The organism is Desulfobulbaceae bacterium (assembly GCA_015231515.1).
Taxonomy (GTDB): domain Bacteria; phylum Desulfobacterota; class Desulfobulbia; order Desulfobulbales; family VMSU01; genus JADGBM01.
Map to the genome: position 1 here is coordinate 54,789 of JADGBM010000001.1, position 24,913 is coordinate 79,701.

Genomic DNA, 24,913 nt, shown 5'->3' on the forward strand with positions numbered 1-24,913 from the left:
CAACCGTTAATTTGACACAGAGCAGTTCTTTGAGTACTCCCATAAAAGTATCTTATTGCACAATTGTTACACCTGATAGAACCGGAACAAAGATTTACAGCAGCTCCATTGCCTGACCATATACTGGCATTAATAATTATTGCGTTATGCCAAAATATCGTTTATGTTCGTACTTTATAAACTTTAACAATGAGCCGTAAATGCCGAACAAGAGAATACTTGCCATAGATGACGAACCATCAATTATCTATTCAATAAAGAAAGCATTAAGCTTACTGCCCTACGAGTTGCACTCTGCCTCAAACGGATTTGAAGCAATTAACATGCTCAAGCATCTGGTTCCGGATCTGATTCTTCTAGACCTGTCAATGCCTCAAATGAACGGCATTGAGTTTCTTAAAGCCATCAATCTTAAACCTGATGACCCTTACGCTGTGATAATTTTAACTGGTCATGGTAATGATGATGAGATGCGGCAGTGTTATGAACTAGGCGCCCATTTTTTCTTTCGGAAACCTTTTGGCATCACAGATCTGACCTGCCTGGTAGAACGTTGCACAAGGTTTAAGGATCTTGAACGTGAATCCATTAATTATCGGCACTATCTTGAGGAATCAGTTGAAAACCAAAACTCTTATATCAGCAAGCTGTCATTAGCTCTTGATAGTAGTTCAACCTCCATCATCATGACCAATGACGAGTTCAAAGTGACTTATATTAACAGATCGTATTCGACTAAATCAGGATTCAGCCTTCATGATATACAAGGAGAAGACATCTCGAGGCTATTTGCCTCTGAAAACCGTCCGCAATTTGCAGATATCAAGCAGCAGCTTCTCTCTGGCAATGCCTGGAAGGGTGAACTGCAATCGCTTAGTACCAACGGCCGCACGTTTTGGGTTGCCCTATCCATCAGCCCTATAAAAGATCCTGTCAGCAAAATCACAAATTTTATTCTTATCCAAGATGACATTTCCGTCTTGAAGGAAGTAGAAATCGAAAAGAAACTCTTAGCTCAATTAGCAGAACAACATCGTCAGGACAAACTTAATTTCAGTAACAATATGAGCCATGAGTTTTTAACTCCGATTCACATTATCAGCACGACAGCTACCGTACTTGAGTTAAAAATCACAGACAAATCACTACACAAGTATGTTGACTATATTCACAAAGCTGTCGATGATCTTACCTCAAGCACCATTCGAATTCTTGACCTGAAACGCCTCAACTCTCAGATGCTTCGACCGAACCTCTCTGAAGTTTCTTTGAAGAGCCTGTTTAACCATATTACCCATTCACAGATGCCGAAAGCTGCCGCAAAAAACTTGCAACTTAGTTACACTCTCGAAGAGAACACTCCAGAACAGTTCATCACCGATGAGATATTTCTGGTGCAGATCATCAATTATCTTGTCGACAATGCAATTAAATTCACTGAATCCGGACAGATTACAATTACAGGTACAAAGGACAATGAGCACAACTGCCTTATAGTTGACATAACGGATAGCGGCATTGGGATAATCGATTCAAAACTGCAAATAATTTTCGAGTCATTCAGTCAGGCAGATGGCTCAAACTCCAGACCGTATAACGGTCTCGGCCTTAGCCTAACTCTTGCCCAGAAGCTTACTGAAGCCCTGGGAGGCAAAATCACCGTTAAAAGTGTCATTAATGAAGGCAGCTGCTTCAGTATCATCCTCCCTCTATCGCCAGAAAGTTTCAAATAGCAGATCGGCTACAGTTCATTAGGTAGCCAAACCCATTCCACCATCTTCTTTAAAAACATTTTTCAAATAACATTTGACATCAATCAGCATGTCATTGTCTAATGAATGCAGTCGATTACAATCTGTCAATCTTTATATCAACTGCCACTAACTTACGATTGGAAACCATATGAAAAATCTCTCGTTCACAAAAAACTTGTCACTGCAAAACATCTTATTCGACGAGTATTTCTCTAATTTTTGCAACATCACTATCGTTGCCTATAACTACGACGGAAACGGCAATGCCTTATGTGAGTGCGACGGCGCAATTACTGAGCTTGAGGCTGACACAGTTAAAAAAATTATATTTGGAGCACCTAAAATCTCTGTCGAGAACTACCTGAAAAGTATCTTTGATCCCGACTCACTGGCCGATTTTAAAGGTACCACTGAAGGACACCTCAAATTTAACCTGCCAGAGCTCAAAAAACTTAAAAAATACGACGTACTAAATCTGGCAAAAACCACATTGAAAACGTTCTCTGCCTATTCAGATGACACCCTACACTATTATACTAGGACTGAAAAACCGGCTTCTGCTGCCGCATGTCAAACCTGCAGCACTGCCTTATACGCTAACACTAAGAGTAAGGTATTCCACAAAACCGACTGTAAAAGCTTTAACTCAATCACCTGTACTTCACTTTTCAATTCACATTCAGAAGCTGTTAGTGCAGGTTTTAAACCCTGTAGAATCTGCAAACCATAACACTGTTTTCATTCCGGCACCTATGGCCGTGATATTACCAAACAAACTTAATGCTTACCTGGCCCTATAGATATCACCTGAGTACACGTCTTCGTCTGCGTCGCTCCCTCTACGAGGTGTTGCGCGACCAGTTGGACAATAATCTCGCTAAAATTGCCCTCATTGACTCGTACCGTAATTTCTGCCAAGCTGGTATTCCCTACCCCTTCGTACTTAAACGCGAGTTAAAACCACGAGCTCGCGTTGCAGAACAAGAGTTTGCCATGCAGAACCATTTCTTTATTATATTCTGCGAAGGAACCGTACCCAACAACTTTAAAAAATTTCTCCGTTTCTTTGATTCAAACAAAGTAACCAAGGAGACCATTGAACAACTTCCATATATTTCGCTCAACAAGACATATACGAACAACCTTCGGTACTTCAACAACCCTGGCTTTGTCAATTTTGTCGATACTATCAGGCCCGTTGACTATGCCTTGCTTATCCAGAACGACCCATCAATCAAAAAAGAAAATCGCTATATGATGACGCATTTTCACGTGCGGGTAGACTGGCCGATTGACGAAGCGACAGAGGATATGGCTTTAAGCCTGCGCTATATTGCCAAAGATTTATATGAACGTGGCGAAAAATACGCAGAACATCTCCATCATAAACTTTTTGAAAATTACGGATTTCATCACTCGGTAGGAGGACGGAGAACTGCGGCTGTTGTTGCTGCCCAATTATTAAAGAAAATGAACTTTATTTCAACTATCTACGTCGCCAGTGCAGAGGCGAGAACACTGACCAGAATAAGTGAGCGTGGTGTTAGCAAGTATGTACTCATTCGCGTTCCATTAGGAGATATGTTTCAACTTGCCTATGAGCACGGCCTGAAGTTTGACACACTAGTCGAACGCTACATGATTGACATGAAAGATGATCATGGAGTTGCTATGCTGCACGTAGTTTACAGAAACTCAATTTACTCAAAACCTCCTGAAGACGGCAAGCTGCATCGTCTGCGCCCGGAATACCAGTGGCTTAATGTTCACGATCAACTCCTGATCCCTTCACCAGATCATGTTGATGACTTTCCCATCAGATATAACACTATTTACTCATCAGACACCTAGATACGCCTCTTTAACCGCATTATTTGACACCAAGTTAGCAGAACTATCTGCAAGAACAATCCCGCCATGTTCCATCACATATCCCCTATGGGAAACCTGTAAAGCCAAGTTAGCATTTTGTTCGACAAGAAAAATCGTTGTTTTATGGTCACGATTGATCTTCAAAATTATATCAAATATCTGTTTCATAACTATTGGAGCAAGGCCAAGAGAGGGTTCATCAAGCAGCAAAAGTTTTGGCTTCGCCATCAGGGCTCGTGAGATGGCGAGCATCTGCTGTTCACCACCACTCAAGGTCCCCCCATCTTGTCTTTTTCGTTTTTCCAAGATTGGGAATAAATCGAAGACATAGTGTAGATCTTTTTTAATCTCAACAGGATCCTTACGAAGAAAGGCACCCATTTCAAGATTTTCCATCACGGAAAGTTGTGGAAATATATGTCGTCCCTCAGGAACCTGGCTTATGCCGAGTTCCACAATTTTATTCGGAGGCAGACCGTGAATCGGTCGACCTCTAAAATAAATACTGCCTGACCTCACGGGGATAATACCGCAAATAGTCATCAGAATTGTCGATTTACCCGCACCATTAGCGCCGATTAAGGCAACGATTTCGCCTTCAGAAAATTGAATTGAAACATCTCTGACAGTTACAATATTTCCATACCCTGAGAAGACCTTCGAGAGGTTCAGCACGGCGCTTCACCCAGATATGCTTTAATAACCGCAGGGTTATTACGAATTTCTTCGGCAGTTCCTTCAGCAATTTTTTCGCCACAATCCATTACATAAATTCGATCAGATACATTCATAACTAATTTCATATCATGCTCAATCAACAAAACAGAGACCTTATTTATATCTCTGATACTGACAATTAAATCATTTATTTCAGACGTTTCATTGTGGTTTAAACCAGCAGCTGGTTCATCAAGAAGCAGTAGAATTGGATCTGTTGCCAAAGCTCTGGCTATTTCAAGTCGTCGTTGTGCACCATAAGGCAAGTTTCCAGCCAGCTCATCGTCGCAATGATCCAATCCCATCTGTTTTAACAAGGCATAGCTTTTATTAACTACAAGTTGCTCTTCTTTCCTGGTTGAAGCAAATTTGAAAATCGCTGCGACAATACCGGCTTTGCTTCGACAATGACAGCCAATCATCACATTTTCCAATACGGTCATACCGGAGAACAAGCGGATATTTTGAAAGGTTCTGGCGACACCATTTTCAGTGATCGTATTAGGCTTCAAATCATTAAGGCGCTGGACCTTGCCGTCCCTGTTTGTAACAAAGATATCTCCAGAGCTGGGTGCATAAATGCCTGTTACACAGTTGAAAATGGTGGTTTTCCCAGCCCCATTTGGGCCAATCAGAGCAACTATCTCTCCACTGCCTACTTCCAGATCAACGCTGTTGATAGCTCTTAAACCACCAAAGAACATTGAAAGTTTTCGGACAAGCAAAACATCACCCATCGTAAAACCCTTTATCTGCCGACCTTGTATAACTATATGAGCGTCTGACTTTCCGAATAATTCCCTGTGGCCGGTAGATCATCATGATGACCATAATGGCACCGAAAAGGAGCATTCGATAATCGGAAAATGCCCGAAGATATTCAGGCAATAAGATAAAAACCAAAGCACCAACAATTACTCCTACAGTTGAGCCCATGCCGCCAAGTACAACAATCGAAAGAATAATAGCCGACTCCAGAAAGGTAAAACTGGCAGGGTTTATAAATGTTGTTTTCGCAGCAAAAAAAACACCTACCAGACCAGCCCACGTTGCCCCTAAAGCAAAGGCGCTCAGTTTAGTTTTAGTTCGGTCTATCCCCATAGCCTGACAGGCGATCTCATCCTCACGCAGGGCAATCCATGCTCTGCCTATCCTGGAATTTTGCAGCCTGTCAACTACGAATATCGTAAACAGCACAAGCAATAGAGCCAAAAAATAGAGGTAAATGGTGGTCGATTCTATAGAAAAGGTGGTTCCAAAAAAAGTTGGCTTAGGAATATTGGCAATGCCACTGGGCCCGAACGAAAATTCATTCCAGTTTTCAAGTATCAGTCGAATAATCTCGCCGAAACCAAGGGTAACAATGGCAAGATAGTCACCGCGGAGCCTGAGAACAGGAAAACCCAACAAAACGCCAAAAGCTGCGGCCAATACGGCACCTATTGGCAGTGCTGACCAGAAGCCAAGGCCAAAGTGTACATTCAATAAGGCGTAGCTGTAGGCGCCTACCGCATAAAAAGCCACATAACCCAAATCCAATAATCCGGCCAGCCCAACCACGATATTTAACCCTAAGCCCAAAACAACATACAGTAACGCTGTGGTCATAATAGTTGTTTGATAACTGGAGAATACAAATGGAAACACTACGGTAAAGAGACACAAAACCACAATCAAGAGGAGATTAAGCCTTGGAGTACGATAAGTGGATTGAAATGAATCATATTGATTAGCAACCGTTTTTTGGATGCTGATTTTACTCCGTTGAGATTCTTTATTGCGGATCAGGTGGGTAGCAGATGAAAGAATAAAAACTGAGATACCTACAAAAGCGAGATTATACCATCGCCACAATACCGTCTTTTCAAACGGGTCAACCTTAATGACCAAAATCGGGAAGGTTAAAAACATGAACCATAAGGCAATATAAAGGGATTTTTTCAGTTCGGTAGTAACCCGCATCAGTTAAACCTTTTTAGCCTCCTTCCGACCCAAAATCCCATTGGGCTTAAAAATCAAGATGAGTACCAACAGTGAAAATGCAAACACATCTTCATAATCACTAGACACGTAGCCCGTGGCAAAACTTTCTGTCCAGCCCAGAAGCAATCCACCTAACATAGCCCCAGGCATGCTGCCAATCCCGCCTAGAACTGCAGCTGTAAAGGCCTTTATGCCGGCCAGAAAACCTATATAAAAATTAATTTGGCCAACATGCGAGGCAATAAGCAGACCGCCGATAGCCGCAAGCCCTGAGCCAATAACAAAGGTTGCAGAGATCACCTTATTAACATCAACCCCAATCAGAAGTGCCATTTTCTTGTCTTGTGCTGTGGCTCTCATTGCTTTGCCAATTCGAGTAAATTTAATAATAAGAGTAAGCAAAAGCATGACAACAAAAGTTGTCACCATTATTACCAAATCAGAAGAGCCAATAATATGGGCAACAGGTTCCATAAAGTCAAAATCAGGGATTAAAGATGGGAAAGGCATAAAGTCGGAGGTCTGAGCAAGAAGAACATAGTTTTGCAGAAAAATTGACATGCCAATCGCACTGATCAGCGGTGAGAGACGTGGTGCGTTTCTCAATGGTTTATAGGCAATTTTCTCTACTGTATATCCATAGGCACAGGAGTAAATTACGGCCGCTGAACCGGCACAAATAAGAATCGCAGCGGTGGGCCAGCCCCACACCGTAAGTAGATTAGCGAATATAAGAGCGGTAAATGCACCTATCATATAAATCTCACCATGGGCAAAATTAATAAGCCCAATTATGCCGTATACCATGGTGTAACCGAGGGCGATAAGAGCATAGATACTGCCTCGGGTAAGACCGCTCAAAAAAAGTTCAATAAAATATTCCACCAGGCAGCCATAAAATCATAACATTGATAGAACTATCTATTAACTTTGACTGATGCACTTTTCGTTCAACCACTATTTAACCTCGACAAATGCCGAGTTCCTAACCTGATATACAGAAAAACCAACCCCTATCGCATCACCATGTTTATCAAAACTAATTTTCCCGACTGGAGTTTCTACATATTCACTCCGCAGGGCATGCACCAATTTGTCGTAATCGGTTGAATCGGCTTTGTCGATTGCATTCAAAAGTGCTAAGGCTGCAGAATAGGCATTTTCAAAAAAATTACCGGGGTCTTCGCCGTAAACCTTTTTCAAATCATTCTTGGCTTTTATCATAACAGAATTCTGTGAGGTGTCCGCTTGTCCAGTAGCATAAATACCTTCAGCATTCTGTGCTGCAACTTTAATAAAGGTGTCAGCTTTAACACCATCACCAGAAATAAATAATGTCTTCATTTTTTTCTTTCGCATTTGAGTAATAATTTTTGAGGCCTCAGGGTGATATCCGCCATAAAGAACGATTTCAGCCTTAGAGCGTTTGATCTTTTGGACAATTGCGGAATAATCCACAGCCCCGGAAGTTACCCCTTCAAAAAGCACCACTTGTGCCCGTCCGGATTTTTCAATAAATTGTTTAGCAAACTCGGCAAGACCTTTTCCGTAATCCTGCTTATCATGAACAACTGCGATTTTTGTAAGTTTCAAGTTATTCAAAATAAAATCAACCTGGGTACTTGCCTGCAAATCGTCAGAAGCTATCGTACGAAAGAAATTTGGATAGTCCCCGCTCTGAGTTAATTCAGGATTTGTGGCTGACGGAGAGATAGCTACCAGATTGGCATTTTTGTAAATTCCCATAGCGGCCTTTGTAGCACCACTGCATATATGGCCGACAATTGCATCAACTTTCATAGAAACAAGTTTTGTGGCTGCATTGGTAGCAACTTCAGGTTTACAGGCATCATCTTCAGCATAAATTTCAACCTGTCTGCCGTTAACCCCGCCGCCGGCATTAATCTCCTTCACGACAAGTTCAACTGCTTTAATGGTTGGCAGTCCATATGAAGCCAGGTCTCCACTATGAGCCCCGGGAACACCTATTTTAATCGTTTCAGCTGAGTAGCTTTGCACACCAAACAGTAAAACAAAACAGACAACAAGAAATACGGTACGGTTCAACATGTCGTTAGCTTGCCTCCTTTTCTCCGTTATATAAGTGGTTTATTAATTTTATATAATAGGCGAAAACATTTCAGTCAAGGCACGTTTCACACTGAAATTCTTTAACTTCAGTTACGTTTTGGTGGTTTTCGCAATTTTGGGCCACCACAGAAATAACAAGTTACATTTTTCTTTACCTTTTATGTTTGAGAACCGAATATGTTATAGTATCACTAGATTTTAAGGTTGATTGTCACAAACCGACAACATCCGCAATTTATTTTTTTTCGCCCATGCCTCAAAAAATTAGGAATTATGCCTTATGCGTCTTTTCAACCTTACAGTTATTCTTTTGATACTACTGTTGAACAGTGCGTACGCCGGCGATGTCAGCTCACTTGTAGCTTTGGCGCAAAGCTCTTCAGAGTCTGGACATCACCATGAATCATTTGAAACATATTGGCTCGCCTTCAGACAAGAACCCGACAATATTGAAATAAATTTTAATCTCGGCATTGAGGCTGCGGCAATATCAGATAACGAATCTGCAGTAATGGCCTTTGAACGGGTATTACTGCTTGATCCAGGCGCTACTCAGGCAAAAATTGAACTTGGCAAGGCCTTTTACAAACTTGGCGCACTAAAAACGGCCCGCCACTATTTTTCGGAGGTCTTAAGCGCTGATGACCTACCACAACAGGCTCGAATAAACATACAACACATTTTAGACACGTCAGGGAACTGATACTACTATTTATTCTCATGCAATTACTTTTATCACTGACGATCATTATTCTGCTTTTACCTTCGAGCTTGCTTGCAGCTGATAATCTTCTTATGCCTGTCGCCTCGGTGATTGCCCTTAGAGGTGACGTTCAAGCCATTAACAAAGATGGATTATCACGACAATTACACATAAAAGACCCGCTACAACTTCATGATTCAATCAGAACCGGTATTAATGGGCGCCTACAGATTTTATTCACAGATAACACCATTATCAGCCTGGGCACAAAAAGCATTTTTGAAATTTCAGATTATTATTTAGCCGACGATAAAACCGGCAAACTTACCACTACCGTCTCTGAGGGTGTTTTCAGGGTGATGGGTGGAATATTGACCAAAACATCCCCCAACAAATTTATCACAGAGACCCCTTCCGGGAATATCGGCATCAGAGGCTCCATGTATGCCGCTCAGGTAACCGGCTCAAATCTCTCTGTCGTCTTTGAAGGCGGTAGTGGTATTACCGTAAGTAATAACACAGGTATCGTTACTATTTCTGAACCGGGCTCGGGCACAAACACTTCCGGCATCAACCAACCCATTCAAGCTCCACATATTTTCAGTGATGCAGAATTAAACTTTGTCAGACAGAATCTTTCCCTTAGCCGACACCCTACCAACTCACCAGCACCCAACAACCAGAACCTACAGGTGACGCCACAGTTCTCACCAGGCGATATTAATTCTCCCAAAGAGCCCTCTGCTCAAATCAGCCCTGTTCAAAATAGTAATAGCGACCAGACCGAAGAAAGCCTCACTGACAGTGCAACTGAAAATGAGTTTGAAAGTGATTTCGTAGAGTTATCCAACCAGATTAAAAACAACCAGGAAATTGCCGCCCAGATTTTCAGAAATGCGGTGTCAAATAGGGGTATGGCAGTCGACAGCGCCTTGAATGCTGTGCTCATAGGCATGACAAACTCCAATAAAATTGCCTTTGACTCTTTAATGAATGAGGCAATCGAGATGGGAATTACAGCAGAGCAAGCAAGAGAAATTGCAAAAAGCCTTCGTTCAAGCGATGTCTGCAAGTAGTCTGGTGCCTAAACAACAAACCTGTTCTTTAGTAAAGCCATTGTCAGAAAATAACCTGGCCGTTTTATCTAGTCATATGGCATAAGGAGCCATAAGGTAATGCATCGTAAATAGCCATGTTGTTTTTTGACGGCACCTAATCTAATACCGATATCCAGGAAAAATAGGTATGTCATCAGAACCTCTTTTTACTCTTACTGATAACAGAAACAACGAACTCACCATGGCCATAGAGGGTGAATTGAACACCTCAAATACTGCCAGGTTCACGCAATTAGCAGAAATTGAAATCTCCTCAAAAAGACCATCTTCATTAATTGTCGATCTCTCTGACCTCAAAGCCATTGACGATTACGGCATCTCATCGCTTGCCTGCATAAAACAGAAAATCCTATCGTCTGGAGGCAATTTTTATCTCACAAACGTTTCCGACACTATCAAAGAGTTATTCAAAATTCACAGTTTTGACAAATTAACCGCCCCTCTTGCCTCTCCATCATCTTCACCGGATATATTTGTCAAAATCGGGTCTTCCACTTTAGTATCGATTAAGAAATTCTCTTTTGGCATGACTTTTCTGGGCGAAACGATATTCTCATTTTTTCGGCTCTTAGCGTCGCCTAAATCGTTTCGAACTGATGACACCATTTATAATATGCGCCGTGTTGGTGTCGATGCCCTGCCCATTGTTGCCCTTATAAGTTTTCTACTGGGCCTGATCATGGCTTTTATGTCCTCAGTGCAGCTCAAGCAGTTCGGAGCAAATATTTACGTTGCCTCGTTAGTTGGTTTAAGTATGACCCGTGAACTTGGGCCTATCATGACCGCTATAATTGTGTCTGGCAGATCCTCTTCAGCATTTGCAGCAGAGATTGGTTCAATGAAAATCTCTGAGGAGATTGATGCTCTTTTCACAATGGGTATAGATCCGCATCAGTTTTTGGTGCTACCACGAATTATCGCCACGGTGTTGATGGTTCCTCTCCTCATTTTATTTTCAGACATATTTGCCATCTTGGGGGGGCTGATTGTCGGTATCACCATGCTTGGTCTCACCGTAGATGGTTACATCACTCAAACAATTAATACTCTTAGACTTTTTGATGTATTCTGGGGGGTCTTTAAAGGGGGAATATTTGCTCTGTTTATCTCATGGATCGGCTGCCTGCGAGGATTTCAGGTAAAAGAAGGCGCAGCCGACGTTGGCAAAGCCACAACTTCTGCCGTAGTTACCAGCATATTCATGGTCATTGTCATTGACTCTATCATGGTCGTTATTTTGAGGTACTGGTAATGACTATGTTCCGCGAAAAGCCCCGATCCCTGATTCAGGTTCGAGATCTTACCTGCGGCTTTGAAAATCAGATAATTCTTAAAAGTATCAATTTTGATGTTAATGCCGGTGAAATATTCATTATTTTAGGCGGCAGTGGGTGCGGGAAAAGCACCCTTCTTAAACACATGATCGGATTACTTCAACCCCTTTCCGGAACCATAGTCATTAACGAGATGGATGTTACTGGAGGCTCAAGTAAAACTCTTCATACCGTATTGCGACAATGCGGTATTTTATTTCAGAGCGGCGCCCTGTTCGGCTCTATGACCCTGGCTGAAAATGTTGCGCTTCCATTACGTGAATACTCCGGCCTTCCTGAAGAAAACATTCAATGTCTGGTCAAAATGAAACTTAATATGGTGGGTCTATTGGGCTATGAAAACCATTTCCCAACTGAAATTTCAGGGGGCATGAAAAAAAGAGCCGGCCTTGCACGCGCCATGGCCCTTAACCCCTCTATTCTTTTTTGTGATGAACCGTCGGCCGGGCTTGACCCGATTACATCTGCAGAACTTGACCGCCTACTGCTCCATATTAATCACACTTTAGGCACTACCATGATCATCGTAACACACGAGTTATCTAGTGTTTTTAACATAGCTGACCGGGTCATAATGCTTGACAAAAACATTAAGGGAATTGTCGCTGAAGGTGATCCCTTTCAACTCCGAGACCACAGTCTTAACAGCTACGTACAGCGCTTTTTTAGACGAAAACCTGAAGCACCATAGCAACGTAGAGATCTCGATTTATTATTATGAACGATAAGAAAACCAAATTTATAGTAGGCTTCTTTGTGGCCTGCGGTCTTTCCATTATTGTGGTCACTGTTATCTGGCTTGGAATGAGTAATTTTTTCCAAAAAGGTGATCTCTATTCGATTTTTTTTGATGAATCTGTCCAGGGTCTTACAGTGGAGGCACCGGTAAAGTATCGAGGTGTGCCTATTGGCAGGGTTCAGCGTATTAAAGTAGCTGCAGACTCCCATTTAATCGAGGTTGTCATTGAGCTTTCACATGATTTCACGCTCCAGCATAAAGTCGTTGCCCAGCTCAAGGTTGTCGGTATTACAGGCAATATGTTCATTGAGCTTGACCACGATACAGATGAATCTTCAGGTCAAATTATTACTCAGCTGAATTTCCCCACCGAATATCCCGTTATTCCGGCGCGCTCATCAGATATCAAGCAACTTTTTAGCAGTGTGGAAGAGATTGTTACGAAATTGAAAACCATCGATATCGCCGGTCTCGCTACAGATGTAAAAAAGACCATAAACCATATTGACAAGGCAATTACCGATACTGACATTACAGGTCTTTCGACTCAAATCCAATTGACCTTTGAACAGTTCAACTCAACTCTCTCCAACTCAGACCTCCCTCAAATAACCGCACGATTAAACTCTTTACTTGAGCACCTTGATAAATCTGTACAGGCTTTAGATATTACCGAGCTCAGTACTGAGGCAAAAAACACATTACATGCCCTGCGCCAGGATACCAACGAACTGCTTATTGCCACTCAACCACTTCTCATCAAGGCATCCGACACGATAGGCGCTGCTGAAAACACTATTGATATTTTCAACAAACAGCTTCTTATTATAAGCCAACAAACACAACGAACGAACAGCAAACTAAACGACCTGATCGACCAACTCAACGACCAGCCATCACAGCTACTCTTTGGGGATGCCCCGGCAAGACGCATACAATAATCCATTATGAGTATATCCATGACGCCTTATTATCGACTCAAACCCCGCATAATCAGCAAGTTCCCAAGTAAAATCGCCTTCACCTCAGCCATTGTCATTTTGTGTACTCTGCTGTTTTATGGCTGTCTTCCATCAAAACAGCCACCCATTACTATCGACTATTATACCCTCGACTATGAACCGCCACCGGCTAATGAGGCCCCTGTTATTCCGGTAATTATAGCAGTTGATCGTTTTTCTTCATCTCCGGAATATCAAACGGACAAGATGCTCTATCAAGAAAAAAAAGCGACAATATCCGCCTACACCTATCATCGATGGCGAACAACCCCGGCCGATATTGTTTCATATTATCTGGCCAGAGATCTGCAAGCCTCCAAACTTTTCCTGGCCGTTACTTCTCCATCAGGACGCCTGAGGCCGACCCATCGTCTTGAAGGTGTAGTCGATAAATTTATTGAATCCGATGAAGAACCATACTGGTATGCTGTAATTTCTGTCACAATTACTGTCGTGAAGGAGGCTGAACCAGACGTTACAAAACAGGTATTGACCCAACAATCTTTCAGCTCAAAAATCCGCTGCCAGGAAAAAAGCCCTTTAGCTGTTTCACAGGCCATGGCTTTGGCAATGGCGGAAATCACACACGACATAACTATCTTGCTGGCAAAAAAACTACGATGATTAGAATTCAACAGTTGATCAACGATCAATCCTTAAGTCATTTTCTGGAAACTTACAGCGAGAGCAAGCCTGTCTTTTTAGAAGGTGATGATTCAAAAGACATTTTTATTCTTATTCATGGCAGCTTAAAGCTTTTAAAAAACAAAAAACAGATTGGCGAGATTTATCGTTCTGGTGAGTTGTTTGGTGAGATGAGTTATCTGCTCGACACCAATCGCACGGCTTCTGTTGTTGCGCAAACAGAGACAAGACTGCTTAAAATCCCTGAAGATTCTATCCCCGAATTTCTCCGTAAATACTCGGAAGTTTCACAGGAAATTATTCACACACTCGCCCAGCGCTTAAAAGATACAACCCAGGTTGCTCATGGTTTGAAAGAGTTTTGTGACCAATTGCCAGATGCTGTGGTTATGACAGATACCAGCAATAAAATCATGGCCTGGAATAAAGCAGCTGAAATCCTGCATGGCAGGGTCTGGCAGGAGATGAAGGGCCAATCCGTCTCAGATGTATTTCAGAATCCGGAAGAGTATCGCCAATTTATTGAAGATGTCCAGGCCGGCAAACACCTTACCGAAAAAATATTACTGATCCGATGTCCTGATGGCGACGAGCGCTACGTATCGACAAGCACAACCGTGATTTACGATGGTCACTTTAATATAGCGGGCTATATTTTCTTAAGCCGAAACGTTACCAACCTGGTCAGGCTGGAAGAAAAATACCGTAAACTAAAACATATTTTCCTGCCAACCTTTGCTGTTCTTGCTTCACTTCTGGTCGTTCTTTCCGTCGGACTTAGCAACTTTTCTAAGGGAATACAGATACTTGACCACAAAAAGCAAAGCTTCCAGAATAGGATCACCAATGACTATAAACTCTTATACAGTGACATAAGTCCGATATTACCAATAGAGGACAGATCACAGGTTCAAAAAACAATCGAACGATATTTTAAAAAAACACACCCAGAACAATTCTCAATAAATGGTATTTTAGTGCTTAATAACCTTAAACTTGTTACCCATGGTTATACCGCCAATGCGCCAAAAAATGATGTTAGTGTTAACACACATTACAGCGGTATTAATTTTACTGGCGACAAGAAGAAAAATTTCAAAATCCTAAATTTATACCGAACCGGCGCAGACGGTGCTCAAGGAAGCAAAGAGACTGAACTGGCAATTGAAATAAAAAATAACAACAATGAGATTTCCAACTGGATCGTGTTTCAACTTGACATGGAGAGCCTTGAAAAGGAGTTCGGCATTACACAGAAAATGTTATATAAAATGACTTTCAATTAGTGCCGTACTTAAAAAAACTCAGCGCCCAATGAATAAATGCCACCAAAGGAAAAAACCACTGTGACACCTTTAAATTTAACCAAAGTCAACCCCAAAGCAGTAGAGACGATACGGCCTTTTTTTGAGCAAATCCTTTCAACGCACCAGGCAAAGATTCACTCCCTGGTCGTTACCGGCTCCGCTATTACTGAAGATTTCAACAGTTCCAAATCGGATGTCAATTCTATAATTATTTTAAAAGATATGGACTTAAAATTTTTAGAGGAAATTGCCCCACTTGGTAAAAAATTTGGCAAGAAAAAGGTCGCTGCTCCTCTTATAATGACCCCGGACTATATCACCGAGTCACTTGATGTTTTTCCCATTGAATTTCTCAATTTCAAAATTATACACCAGACAGCATATGGCAACGAAATTCTCGATAGCATTGAGATTGAACGGCACGACCTTCGGCATCAATGTGAGAGGGAGATAAAAACTAAATTGATCGGGTTGCGTCAGGGGTACCTTTCATCACAGGCCGACCCACAATTATTGTCTGAGAAATTCATCGCAGTCATAACCAGCGATATCCCTCTCTTTCGGGCGCTTATGTTCTTACTTCGGCAAGAATCGGTGATACAAGTAAATAAAGTCATACAGACCCTATCAACTGCTGTCGCCATCAATACTGATCCGTTTTTTAAAGCCCAGCAAATTAAACAAAATGTACTGAAACCATCAATGGCTGAATTTAACACCATATTCGAAAACTACTATAGTGCTTTTGAGAAATTAGGAAAGATAGTTAATGAAATCAGTATCTAAACTTTTAACTCTATTAATTATTCTGCTACTAAGTACTGCTTCTTCAATCCCTGCAGCAGTTACCATTCCGGCTCAACCTGCAAACTACGTTGTTGATCTGGCCGATATTATTAACGTCAACGCAGAAACATCCCTGAACAGTTACCTCAAGGAGCTTGAACAAAAAACATCTGCCCAGGTTATTGTACTCACTATTACCTCCTTAGATGGCGATTCTATAGAGGATTTTTCCATTAATCTCGCTCATGACAAGTGGAAACTCGGACAAAAGGGCAAAGATAATGGCTTACTGTTTGTTGTTTCAACTCAGGACAGAAAATACCGGTTTGAAGTCGGATACGGTTTAGAATCAATACTGCCAGACAGCCTGGTTGGCTCTATCGGACGCCAATATCTTGTGCCGTATTTAAAAAAAGGTGATTATTCTAACGGTATTCTATCATCAACTCTCGCTGTTATAAAAATTATAGCAAATGATGCCGGCGTTACCATTGGCGATCTTCCGCCAATACCTGCAAGTAATGATTATGGAAAACAACAACTCAAACCCAAATCCCCTCTTGAAAAACTTCTTCCCTTTCTCATTTTAATTATCATGATCTATTTTATTATCAGGCATCCTCGCTTGGCCCTTTTTCTGCTCATGATGAATATGGGTGGTGGTAGAAGTCGGGGGGGCTGGAGTGGTGGAGGTGGTTTTGGTGGAGGAGGCGGCGGTGGTTTTGGCGGTGGCGGGGCCTCGGGCGGCTGGTAAATTTAACAAACTGGAGAGTTTCAATGTCAAAAGGACTTAAAACAGTATTAATTGTCGCGGGAATACTACTATTTTTGGCGTTCGCAATATTCAAATGGTACGTGGGCGGCTACAATAAGGTTGTCTCTATGGATGAGAATGTAAAAGGAAGTTGGGCTGAGGTAGAGAATCAGCTAAAACGTAGATATGATCTTATTCCCAACCTGATAGAAACCGTCAAAGGCTATGCCTCTCATGAGAAGGAACTTTTTCAATTTATTGCAGAGGCCCGTACGAAATATTTCAGTGCTCCAACAGTTAAGGGTAAAATTGAATCATCTAACCAATTAGAAGGTGCTCTTTCAAAGCTTCTGCTCCTGCGAGAACAGTATCCACAGCTTAAGGCCAATGAATCCTTCCTCAAGCTGCAAGATAGTCTGGAAGGAACAGAGAACCGCATTGCAGTCGCCAGAAAACGATATAACGATTCCGTGCAGCTCCTCAACACCTACATCAGAACTTTCATGGGCCGATTTTTTGCGGGCTTTGCCGGGGTAACTAATGCTGAATACTTCAAAGTGCCCGAAGCGGAACAGGCTGTGCCGCAGGTTAAATTTTAAGGATAAATTATGAATATAGACTGGGCTTACATGCGAAAAGGCTGAAAATCTTGTCAAAAAGCACAGGCTGTGCTTGATCACAACAACTCGGCAATACATTCAATTGCTGATGCTCGTGTGGATAAACTTGAATCAAATGACGCTTGGGAAATACTGAACAAATCGTCTAATCTTATTATCGCCAAGGGAAAAAAGACCTTGGAGTTTGTTCCTTCAACCAAGAATAAGGCGGAAATACTCTCTCATGCTATTGGCAGAAGCGGCACATTACGAGCGCCGACGTTGATCATTGCCGATAAAATTGTTGTCGGCTACCAGGATGAGCTTTATACCAACCTGTTCAGCAAATAAGGCTGTGTGCTGTCATGGTTATTGAGTTCGGTTGAGACAAGTTACAATAGCATGTTTTTAATAGAGATCTCTTGGACATAGAGACGTGAATCACTAGTTATAGAATTCGAGCTGTCTCATTTTTAAGACAACTTTACAATCATCTTCTTTCACAGATTAAATTTTTATATTGGAACCACAATGACACTCTTATCAAATTTTACTTTTTGTCTGTTCTGCACACTTATCATAACCGGCTGTGGAACAAAGAACCTCGAAGATGCGGTTGAAGATGGGGCTCAGAAACTCAATGGAATTGCAATTCAGAATATAATCAGCGGAAGCAAGGTAACTGCCTCAGGTTACGGGCAAAAGGCAGAAATACTTTTTCACGAAAACCACAAACTTTCTGCTACGAACACCAGTAAAGACACCGACACCGGAAACTGGAAAATCGATGATGATCAACTTTGCATGCGTTTTTACCAGTGGGGGGAAAAACAGACACTGTGCTATTTGGTTTATGAGAGTAATAACGATTTTTTACTCTTTAATAACAAAGGAATGCAGTTATACAGTTTTACCCTATTGGAAAAGGGCTCGACAAATTTTGAGGAGGGAATAAGTCATACCTCTTCTAAAACAAATGCAAACAACTCCGCAGATGAAGCAATAAAGGATGCACATCAACCTGAAAAGATTACCATTACCCCAAAAACAACCGAAGACGTTCAGTTTATTGTTCGACAGACTGCACAGAATTGCCCTGGATGCAACTTGGCCAAAGCAAGGCTGGCCGGTCAGGTCCTAATCGGAGCAAATCTTGAGGGCGCAAATCTCGCCGAGGCTGATCTAAGCAATACTGTTTTAAGACGGGCTAATCTCAGAGGGGCCAACCTGTACAAGACAAACTTGCAAGATGCTAACCTGATGGGTGCTGATCTTACCGGTGCAAACCTCACGGAAGCAGTCTTAACCGGTGCCCTCACACAAGGGGCAATCGGCTACACTCAGTGACCACATTTGTGCACTGGTAATAGTTGCGCAATCAATTAAGCATGCTCTTGATCTGCCACCAGGCAGTGTAACTCCCCCATTATTCAGTAGTTCTATACTATTTCCGTCATTCCCTAAATATCTCCCCTCCCAAGCCCAACCTCTCCCTTTTTTAAGCACAATCAGATTAGTTAATTTTTCTTGGCACGTCATTTGCTTATGCATTGAAAAACGAATGGCGGTTCATTCAATATTTTGTTATGAAAAATTAAATTATAATAAGAAAAACATTATTTAGTCTATGAAAGCACCTGAACTCGAAAAACACCCTCACATATACCAATCCACATCTTTTCTAAAATCTTTATTACTGTTATTTTCTGTAATCCTCACCTCCTGCAACGGTGGAGGCGGTGGAGGCGGCGACGGATCATCAATCAGTTCAGCAACGGGCAATATAGCAGGTGTTGCCGGAGTTGCTTTGGGTGGGAATGTCAGTGATGGACCGATCACTGGCGGCGCAATCAGTATTTATGACGTTTATGACCAGTTCTGCAACTCTAGCGATACCAATGATGACGCAACGTACTCTCTCACTATTGAAAATACCTGCAAGCCTCCATATAAAATTGAATTAACTGGTGGGGTTGACCTGATAACCGATCTCAGCAATGCTACCACTATGTACTCCCTCTCCCTCTCTAGTGGTCAGATTAATGCCTCCCCGTTGACCACTATCATCTATCATGCCGCTTTAGCCAGAAGCGGTGCAGACCTCGCTATGGTGAGAAGCGAAGATATTGAACTGATTACAGGATGGGTGATCAGTAAATTTAATTTTGGTATAGATGCCGCTAATCCTGAGTCAGGAGGGTTCAATCCACTAACAACCAGCATTGACGATACCAACTCAATTATTTTTGTTAAGGCCAATGAGGGGTTAATAGAAACTACTAGAAGAGTAACTCTGCTTATGTGGAATGGTGAGGTGACTGACCAGACCATAGGAGCTGTCCTGGCATCGTTAGGAGAGGACATCTCAGATGGACAACTAGATGGCAGAAATTTTAATGGAACGACATCTGCTGAGATGTCTCGAATAGCTACGTTGTGGGAGCTGACCACCGCCACTGTATCAATGGAAATGATGTTGAATCAGATGAGCGTAACCCTTACCGATAATCAAATTATCGAACGACAGGAGTTAGGACTCCAGTATCTGGAGATGTTGGATTATGATTTTGTTAATGCCCGTTTCGCAATAGCTATAAGCGCAATCTCAAACCATACAGTTGATACAGCAGCATCTGGCTTACTGAACATCCAACCAACCAGACAGTTTATCAACCAGGCAAAAGCGGCGGCAATGGCAGCCTTAGTACTTGCCTACCAGGCAAATGTGGATTTATCATACTACGTAAGCTTTATTAATGCCCTTAACTCCATGAAAGCAGCTCTTGAGGCAAATGGCAACACAACTACACCGGTAACGGGACTTGATGCGCCAAACTTGCTTTCTAATATGTCAGACGTTGCAGCTTCTATCACTCCCCCTGTTGATAGCAATATTGAGGTATATAACGAGGCTCTATTTGAGTCCGCTACAACAATGACTGTATCAACACCAATTGTAGAGAATCGACGCCAAGTCCTGGTGAAGTGGTCATACCCAACATCTAGTACCAGCCATGATGGCTTTAAAATTTTCCAAGAGGGTGTAGTCGAGCCGCTGTGCATCATCAACAATCCTGAAGTTCGAAGTTCAGAGGGGTTTGACTGTTTTATCTCTAATGCAAACCCTGGTGAAGAAATAACCATTTATATGTCAGCTTACAGCAACACTCTCAATGCTGAAAGCAAACGATACTCAAACACAATGCCCCTTGCACATTTCAGTACACAATATGCGGTCACGGCAACCTGCCCGCTTGATGTCCAATTTGAAGCGAATGAGGGGGCACTAAGAGAATATACGTGGTCTTTTGGTGATGGCGTAAATTACGACGGCTTTAATACTGTTGACCATATATATGATGCGGCCGGCACCTACTCCATTAATCTGTCGGTTACCGATACCGATATCGAAGGCATATTCAGTATCAGCAACCAAGCCAGCATTGATGTTACATGCTGGTAGAATAAAACAAACACTTTTAGTAAATACAGCCCAGTAATCTACTCAACAAACACCTTACTCAGGGCATCACTGATTTCCTGGACAAAGTGAAACTTCACGCCCTTTTTGGCGTTTTTGGGAATCTCCAGCACATCTTTTTCGTTTCTGGCCGGTAAAATCAGTACTTTAATATCAGCCCGAACAGCGGCTAATACCTTTTCTTTTATTCCTCCTACCGGCAGCACATCACCACGTAAGGTTATTTCACCTGTCATGGCCACATCCTTTCTGACAGTCTTTCCTGTCAGTAACGACGTTAAGGCCACTACCATTGCAACACCTGCCGATGGCCCATCCTTGGGCGTCCCACCCTCAGGTACATGAACATGAATATCAGATGTTGAAAAAATCTCATCATCAACAGATAGTGCCTCAGAGTGCGAGCGGATATAGGTCAATGCCGCTGTTGCTGACTCCTTCATTACATCCCCGAGCTTGCCGGTCAGCGTTAACCCACCCTTCCCTTTCATTTTAGCGGCTTCGATAAATAACAGAACTCCACCTACTGGCGTCCAAGCTAAACCGGTTGCCAATCCCGGCCCCCAGTTTCGAGCGGCACTTTCAGGGGAATATTCAATGGGGCCAAGTAAACGTTCAACTGCTCTTTCGGTAATGACTTTTCGGTTCGTATCACCACCAACAATTTCCTTTGCCACACCACGACAGATTGCTCCGATTCGACGTTCAAGGTTACGAACACCAGCCTCACGGGTATAGGAACGAATCAGTTCTCGCAGCGCCTTATCTTGAAAAATTATATTATCAGATGTCAAGGCATGGGCACTCAACTGTTTTTCAATAAGATGACGTTTGGCGATCTGTACTTTTTCATCCTCGGTGTAGCTTGTCAGTTCGATAACTTCCATCCTGTCTCGTAACGGGCCAGGAATATTTTCAATATAGTTTGCGGTGGTAATAAACATAACTTTCGAGAGATCAAAAGAGATATCAAGATAGTGATCTGCAAAGGTATAATTCTGTTCTGGATCAAGAACTTCCAGCAGTGCCGAGGATGGGTCGCCACGGAAATCGGCACCGAGTTTATCAATTTCATCCAGCATAAAAAGTGGGTTATTGGAGCCTGCTTTTTTTAAACTCTGAATAATCCTTCCAGGCAATGATCCGATATAGGTTCGCCGATGACCTCGAATCTCCGCTTCATCACGAACCCCACCCAAAGAGATCCTGACAAACTTCTTCTTCATTGTTCGAGCAATAGATTGCCCTAGCGAGGTTTTTCCAACACCCGGAGGACCTACAAAACAGAGAATCGGACCATGAAGATCATTTTTAAGTTTAAGTACCGCAAGAAATTCAAGGATCCTATTTTTAATTTTTTCAAGACCATAATGATCGTCATCTAGAATTTGTCGCGCCTTAACCATATCAAGACTGTCTTTCGTAGATTTCATCCAGGGCAGATCTAAAATCCACTCTATATACGTCCTCGACACTGTATACTCAGGTGACGATGACGGAATACGTGCCAGACGTGCAAGCTCTTTTGCGGCGGTTTCTCGGGCTTCCTTAGTTAATTGTGCGTTTTTAAAGCGCAGTTGCAAGTCATCAACTTCAACATTGGTATCATCTTCACCAAGTTCTTTACGAATAGCCTTGAGTTGCTGACGGAGAAAAAACTCGCGCTGCTTTTTGGTAACGTCTTCCTTAATGTTTTTCTGAATTTCCTGACTAACCTCCAGGGTTTCCAGTTTTTTATTCAACTCACGAGTAACTTTATCAAGTAGTTTTTCAATATCCTCGATTTCAAGAAGCGCCTGTTCGTCCTTTAGCGAAAGACCCAACTGCGAGCCGACTAGATATCCAGCGTGAAATGGATTATCAAGCGACATGATGGTCATCACCAACTCTTCAGGCAGTTGGGATAGCTCTGCTAAACGCTTAAACTGGGTTTGCAGGTTAAGAATCAGGGCCTCGACTCCCTGACTTTTAACCGGCACCATCTCAATTGTTTCTATGGTAGCTTTATGATACGGCTCATATTGTGAATATTCCAAAACTCGAATTTTTTTAACGGCACTGACCAGTACTTGATAGGTGTCATCTTTTCCCTTTACAAGTTTATGAATATAGCCAAGCGTACCCACATCAAAGAGGTGCTTTGCCAGCACAGGTCGCTTTTGTTTACCTTTAAGCGGACGATGAACAACCATTCCAATTAAACGATCTTTTTCAAAGGCCTCATCGACAAGCTGTTTTGAACCAGGATGGGTAATTTGAAGAGGGAACCCCATCCCTGGAAAAAAGACAAAGCCCTGCAGGGGCAGAACGGCAATAAATCTGGGAACAGGCAAATCTTCAGGATCAACTCCAACGTGTCGATTCTGATTGATATTTTTATCATCTATTTTGGCCGGCATAGTAATTCCTTAATTATATAATTCGCAGTTTAAAACTTCTTATACCCCATAATAGTCATATGTGTGGTTAAAATGCCATACTATATTTTAATTTCTTCATCAAATTAGGTAGTTCTACTCGAATAGTGCTTTAAATTTTCAAACTGTTCTGTTAGACATTATTGGCGTTTTTAATGTTTAATACTGCGAATCTCTTTTTGCACAGGGTATTATCATAAAAATTGCACTCGGCACTACCTGTTTTAGCGGCACGATAACAAAAAAATGAGGGACAATATGACTGTAAAGAAAATCTTTTTGCCTGAAAATGAAATGCCAACCCAATGGTACAATGTAGGCCCAGATATCCCCAATGGCCTCAAGCCTCCGCTGGACCCCGCCACTAACGAACCAATGGGGCCTGACAAATTGTCAGCAATTTTCCCCATGAATATTCTTGAGCAGGAGATGAGTGAAGAAAGCTGGATAGATATTCCTCAGCCGATACTTGATGTTTATAAAATATGGCGACCATCTCCTTTAATCCGTGCTGACAATCTGGAGCGTGCTATTGGAACCAAGGCAAAAATTTATTTTAAGAATGAAGGCGTATCTCCAGCTGGTAGTCATAAGCCTAATAGTGCAGTCGCGCAAGCCTACTACAATAAAGAGGCAGGAATTAAACGAATAGCGACAGAGACAGGCGCAGGTCAATGGGGCAGCGCCTTGTCTTTTGCTACTCACAAGTTCGGCCTTGAATGTAAAGTATATATGGTTCGAATCTCCTATGACCAAAAACCGTATCGAAAGAGCATGATGAACACCTATGGTGCCGAAATCGTTGCCAGCCCCAGCCAGGACACCGAATTTGGCCGAATGATGCTTGCTAAAGATCCTAACTCAAATGGTTCTCTTGGCATTGCAATCAGTGAAGCGGTCATTGATGCCGCCTCACGTGAAGATACCAACTATGCCCTCGGTTCCGTATTAAATCATGTGCTTTTGCATCAGTCCATTATCGGTCTTGAGGCCAAGAAACAGCTGGCAATGATTGGGGCTACCCCTGATGTTATTATCGGATGTTGTGGCGGCGGTTCTAACTTTGCCGGTATAGCCAGTCCATTTTTACGTGATAAGCTTGACGGTAAAAAGATCCGACTCGTCGGTGTAGAACCAGCTTCATGCCCAACTCTGACCAAAGGGAAACTCGCCTACGATTTTGGTGATGTTGCCAAGACAACGCCACTGTTATACATGCACACCCTTGGACATGATTTTATGCCGGCTGGTATCCATGCCGGTGGCCTCCGTTATCATGGAATGGCCCCAATAGTCAGTGCCATGGTCAGAGAAAATCTGGTTGAAACAATGAGTGTACATCAGCTTGAATGCTTTGAAGCTGGTCGTCTTTTTGCCGAAACTGAAGGGATTATTCCTGCTCCTGAAACGTGCCACGCTATTCGGGCAGCGATCATTGAGGCAACAAAGGATAAAAATGAGCCCAAAACTATCCTGTTTAACTTCTCCGGTCATGGTATGCTGGATCTTGCAAGTTATGATAAGTTCTACGCCGGTGCCTTACACAATTATGAGTACCCAGAGGGTGCGATAGCAGACGCCTTAGCCTGTCTGCCAATAGTTGATTAAACAT

Annotated in this window: 23 protein-coding genes; 17 read left to right on the plus strand and 6 right to left on the minus strand. The window is 42.3% G+C overall.

Going from position 1 to position 24,913, the window contains the following annotated elements:
* The first annotated feature begins 200 nt into the window (after positions 1-200).
* The 3 genes from HQK80_00235 to HQK80_00245 all read left to right on the plus strand — a co-directional run bounded on the left by HQK80_00235 (position 201) and on the right by HQK80_00245 (position 3,605).
* Positions 201-1,733, plus strand: a complete 1,533-nt coding sequence (locus tag HQK80_00235) for a response regulator (protein MBF0220652.1) — start codon at positions 201-203, stop codon at positions 1,731-1,733.
* Between the two features lie 169 nt (positions 1,734-1,902).
* Positions 1,903-2,484, plus strand: coding sequence for a hypothetical protein (locus tag HQK80_00240; protein ID MBF0220653.1), 582 nt, complete (start codon positions 1,903-1,905; stop codon positions 2,482-2,484).
* Between the two features lie 50 nt (positions 2,485-2,534).
* Positions 2,535-3,605, plus strand: coding sequence for a hypothetical protein (locus HQK80_00245; protein MBF0220654.1), 1,071 nt, complete (start codon positions 2,535-2,537; stop codon positions 3,603-3,605).
* Here the strand turns inward: HQK80_00245 and HQK80_00250 are convergent.
* The 5 genes from HQK80_00250 to HQK80_00270 all read right to left on the minus strand — a co-directional run bounded on the left by HQK80_00250 (position 3,594) and on the right by HQK80_00270 (position 8,396).
* Entirely contained in the window at positions 3,594-4,301 is a 708-nt protein-coding gene (locus HQK80_00250; GenBank protein MBF0220655.1) for an ABC transporter ATP-binding protein, read from the minus strand. The two genes, HQK80_00245 and HQK80_00250, sit on opposite strands and share 12 nt — an antisense overlap.
* Positions 4,295-5,080, minus strand: a complete 786-nt coding sequence (locus HQK80_00255) for an ABC transporter ATP-binding protein (GenBank protein ID MBF0220656.1) — start codon at positions 5,078-5,080, stop codon at positions 4,295-4,297. The genes HQK80_00250 and HQK80_00255 overlap by 7 nt, the downstream gene beginning before the upstream one ends.
* Complete coding sequence (locus HQK80_00260; protein MBF0220657.1) at positions 5,073-6,305, minus strand: branched-chain amino acid ABC transporter permease; 1,233 nt, start codon at positions 6,303-6,305, stop codon at positions 5,073-5,075. The genes HQK80_00255 and HQK80_00260 overlap by 8 nt, the downstream gene beginning before the upstream one ends.
* 3 nt (positions 6,306-6,308) lie before the next feature.
* Positions 6,309-7,211 carry a branched-chain amino acid ABC transporter permease LivH gene (locus HQK80_00265; GenBank protein ID MBF0220658.1) on the minus strand — a complete coding sequence of 301 codons (903 nt, stop codon included), beginning with the start codon at positions 7,209-7,211 and terminating at the stop codon, positions 6,309-6,311.
* Positions 7,212-7,283: 72 nt separating this feature from the next.
* Positions 7,284-8,396 carry a branched-chain amino acid ABC transporter substrate-binding protein gene (locus tag HQK80_00270; protein MBF0220659.1) on the minus strand — a complete coding sequence of 371 codons (1,113 nt, stop codon included), beginning with the start codon at positions 8,394-8,396 and terminating at the stop codon, positions 7,284-7,286.
* 301 nt (positions 8,397-8,697) lie between these two features.
* On the opposite strand from HQK80_00270, the gene HQK80_00275 reads away from it, so the two are divergent.
* From HQK80_00275 to HQK80_00335, 13 genes are all read left to right on the plus strand, one after another.
* On the plus strand, positions 8,698-9,120 hold the full coding sequence (locus tag HQK80_00275; protein ID MBF0220660.1) for a hypothetical protein: 423 nt from the start codon (positions 8,698-8,700) through the stop codon (positions 9,118-9,120).
* A gap of 17 nt (positions 9,121-9,137) precedes the next feature.
* Positions 9,138-10,196, plus strand: coding sequence for a FecR domain-containing protein (locus tag HQK80_00280; GenBank protein ID MBF0220661.1), 1,059 nt, complete (start codon positions 9,138-9,140; stop codon positions 10,194-10,196).
* 169 nt (positions 10,197-10,365) lie between these two features.
* Positions 10,366-11,490: an MlaE family lipid ABC transporter permease subunit gene (locus tag HQK80_00285; GenBank protein ID MBF0220662.1), complete on the plus strand. Its 1,125-nt coding sequence runs from the start codon at positions 10,366-10,368 to the stop codon at positions 11,488-11,490.
* Positions 11,490-12,263 carry an ATP-binding cassette domain-containing protein gene (locus HQK80_00290; GenBank protein MBF0220663.1) on the plus strand — a complete coding sequence of 258 codons (774 nt, stop codon included), beginning with the start codon at positions 11,490-11,492 and terminating at the stop codon, positions 12,261-12,263. Before HQK80_00285 ends, HQK80_00290 begins: the two co-directional genes overlap by 1 nt.
* A gap of 26 nt (positions 12,264-12,289) precedes the next feature.
* Positions 12,290-13,252 carry an MCE family protein gene (locus HQK80_00295; protein ID MBF0220664.1) on the plus strand — a complete coding sequence of 321 codons (963 nt, stop codon included), beginning with the start codon at positions 12,290-12,292 and terminating at the stop codon, positions 13,250-13,252.
* 18 nt (positions 13,253-13,270) lie between these two features.
* Positions 13,271-13,936 (plus strand): membrane integrity-associated transporter subunit PqiC, encoded by a 666-nt coding sequence (locus HQK80_00300; GenBank protein ID MBF0220665.1) that lies wholly within the window; start codon positions 13,271-13,273, stop codon positions 13,934-13,936.
* Positions 13,933-15,243: a cyclic nucleotide-binding domain-containing protein gene (locus tag HQK80_00305; GenBank protein ID MBF0220666.1), complete on the plus strand. Its 1,311-nt coding sequence runs from the start codon at positions 13,933-13,935 to the stop codon at positions 15,241-15,243. Before HQK80_00300 ends, HQK80_00305 begins: the two co-directional genes overlap by 4 nt.
* Before the next feature lie 60 nt (positions 15,244-15,303).
* Entirely contained in the window at positions 15,304-16,050 is a 747-nt protein-coding gene (locus HQK80_00310; GenBank protein MBF0220667.1) for a hypothetical protein, read from the plus strand.
* Positions 16,034-16,804, plus strand: a complete 771-nt coding sequence (locus tag HQK80_00315) for a TPM domain-containing protein (protein MBF0220668.1) — start codon at positions 16,034-16,036, stop codon at positions 16,802-16,804. Before HQK80_00310 ends, HQK80_00315 begins: the two co-directional genes overlap by 17 nt.
* 23 nt (positions 16,805-16,827) lie before the next feature.
* On the plus strand, positions 16,828-17,403 hold the full coding sequence (locus HQK80_00320; GenBank protein MBF0220669.1) for a LemA family protein: 576 nt from the start codon (positions 16,828-16,830) through the stop codon (positions 17,401-17,403).
* Between the two features lie 117 nt (positions 17,404-17,520).
* On the plus strand, positions 17,521-17,754 hold the full coding sequence (locus tag HQK80_00325; protein ID MBF0220670.1) for a hypothetical protein: 234 nt from the start codon (positions 17,521-17,523) through the stop codon (positions 17,752-17,754).
* 453 nt (positions 17,755-18,207) lie between these two features.
* Complete coding sequence (locus tag HQK80_00330) at positions 18,208-18,750, plus strand: pentapeptide repeat-containing protein (protein MBF0220671.1); 543 nt, start codon at positions 18,208-18,210, stop codon at positions 18,748-18,750.
* 280 nt (positions 18,751-19,030) lie between these two features.
* Positions 19,031-20,866 carry a PKD domain-containing protein gene (locus HQK80_00335; protein MBF0220672.1) on the plus strand — a complete coding sequence of 612 codons (1,836 nt, stop codon included), beginning with the start codon at positions 19,031-19,033 and terminating at the stop codon, positions 20,864-20,866.
* Positions 20,867-20,904: 38 nt separating this feature from the next.
* Here the strand turns inward: HQK80_00335 and lon are convergent, their stop codons facing one another.
* Positions 20,905-23,283, minus strand: a complete 2,379-nt coding sequence (gene lon / locus HQK80_00340; GenBank protein ID MBF0220673.1) for an endopeptidase La — start codon at positions 23,281-23,283, stop codon at positions 20,905-20,907.
* A 276-nt stretch (positions 23,284-23,559) separates the two neighbouring features.
* On the opposite strand from lon, the gene HQK80_00345 reads away from it, so the two are divergent.
* Entirely contained in the window at positions 23,560-24,909 is a 1,350-nt protein-coding gene (locus HQK80_00345) for a TrpB-like pyridoxal phosphate-dependent enzyme (GenBank protein ID MBF0220674.1), read from the plus strand.
* Positions 24,910-24,913: the final 4 nt, after the last annotated feature.

Coding starts and splice junctions, on each gene's coding strand:
- HQK80_00295 (MBF0220664.1), top strand. CDS start 12,290: ATGAACGATAAGAAAACCAAATTTATAGTAGGCTTCTTTGTGGCCTGC.
- HQK80_00260 (MBF0220657.1), bottom strand. CDS start 6,305: ATGCGGGTTACTACCGAACTGAAAAAATCCCTTTATATTGCCTTATGG.
- HQK80_00235 (MBF0220652.1), top strand. CDS start 201: ATGCCGAACAAGAGAATACTTGCCATAGATGACGAACCATCAATTATC.
- lon (MBF0220673.1), bottom strand. CDS start 23,283: ATGCCGGCCAAAATAGATGATAAAAATATCAATCAGAATCGACACGTT.
- HQK80_00315 (MBF0220668.1), top strand. CDS start 16,034: ATGAAATCAGTATCTAAACTTTTAACTCTATTAATTATTCTGCTACTA.
- HQK80_00245 (MBF0220654.1), top strand. CDS start 2,535: ATGCTTACCTGGCCCTATAGATATCACCTGAGTACACGTCTTCGTCTG.
- HQK80_00300 (MBF0220665.1), top strand. CDS start 13,271: ATGACGCCTTATTATCGACTCAAACCCCGCATAATCAGCAAGTTCCCA.
- HQK80_00270 (MBF0220659.1), bottom strand. CDS start 8,396: ATGTTGAACCGTACCGTATTTCTTGTTGTCTGTTTTGTTTTACTGTTT.
- HQK80_00280 (MBF0220661.1), top strand. CDS start 9,138: ATGCAATTACTTTTATCACTGACGATCATTATTCTGCTTTTACCTTCG.
- HQK80_00320 (MBF0220669.1), top strand. CDS start 16,828: ATGTCAAAAGGACTTAAAACAGTATTAATTGTCGCGGGAATACTACTA.
- HQK80_00290 (MBF0220663.1), top strand. CDS start 11,490: ATGACTATGTTCCGCGAAAAGCCCCGATCCCTGATTCAGGTTCGAGAT.
- HQK80_00285 (MBF0220662.1), top strand. CDS start 10,366: ATGTCATCAGAACCTCTTTTTACTCTTACTGATAACAGAAACAACGAA.
- HQK80_00335 (MBF0220672.1), top strand. CDS start 19,031: ATGAAAGCACCTGAACTCGAAAAACACCCTCACATATACCAATCCACA.
- HQK80_00275 (MBF0220660.1), top strand. CDS start 8,698: ATGCGTCTTTTCAACCTTACAGTTATTCTTTTGATACTACTGTTGAAC.
- HQK80_00255 (MBF0220656.1), bottom strand. CDS start 5,080: ATGGGTGATGTTTTGCTTGTCCGAAAACTTTCAATGTTCTTTGGTGGT.
- HQK80_00240 (MBF0220653.1), top strand. CDS start 1,903: ATGAAAAATCTCTCGTTCACAAAAAACTTGTCACTGCAAAACATCTTA.
- HQK80_00305 (MBF0220666.1), top strand. CDS start 13,933: ATGATTAGAATTCAACAGTTGATCAACGATCAATCCTTAAGTCATTTT.
- HQK80_00345 (MBF0220674.1), top strand. CDS start 23,560: ATGACTGTAAAGAAAATCTTTTTGCCTGAAAATGAAATGCCAACCCAA.
- HQK80_00330 (MBF0220671.1), top strand. CDS start 18,208: ATGCGTTTTTACCAGTGGGGGGAAAAACAGACACTGTGCTATTTGGTT.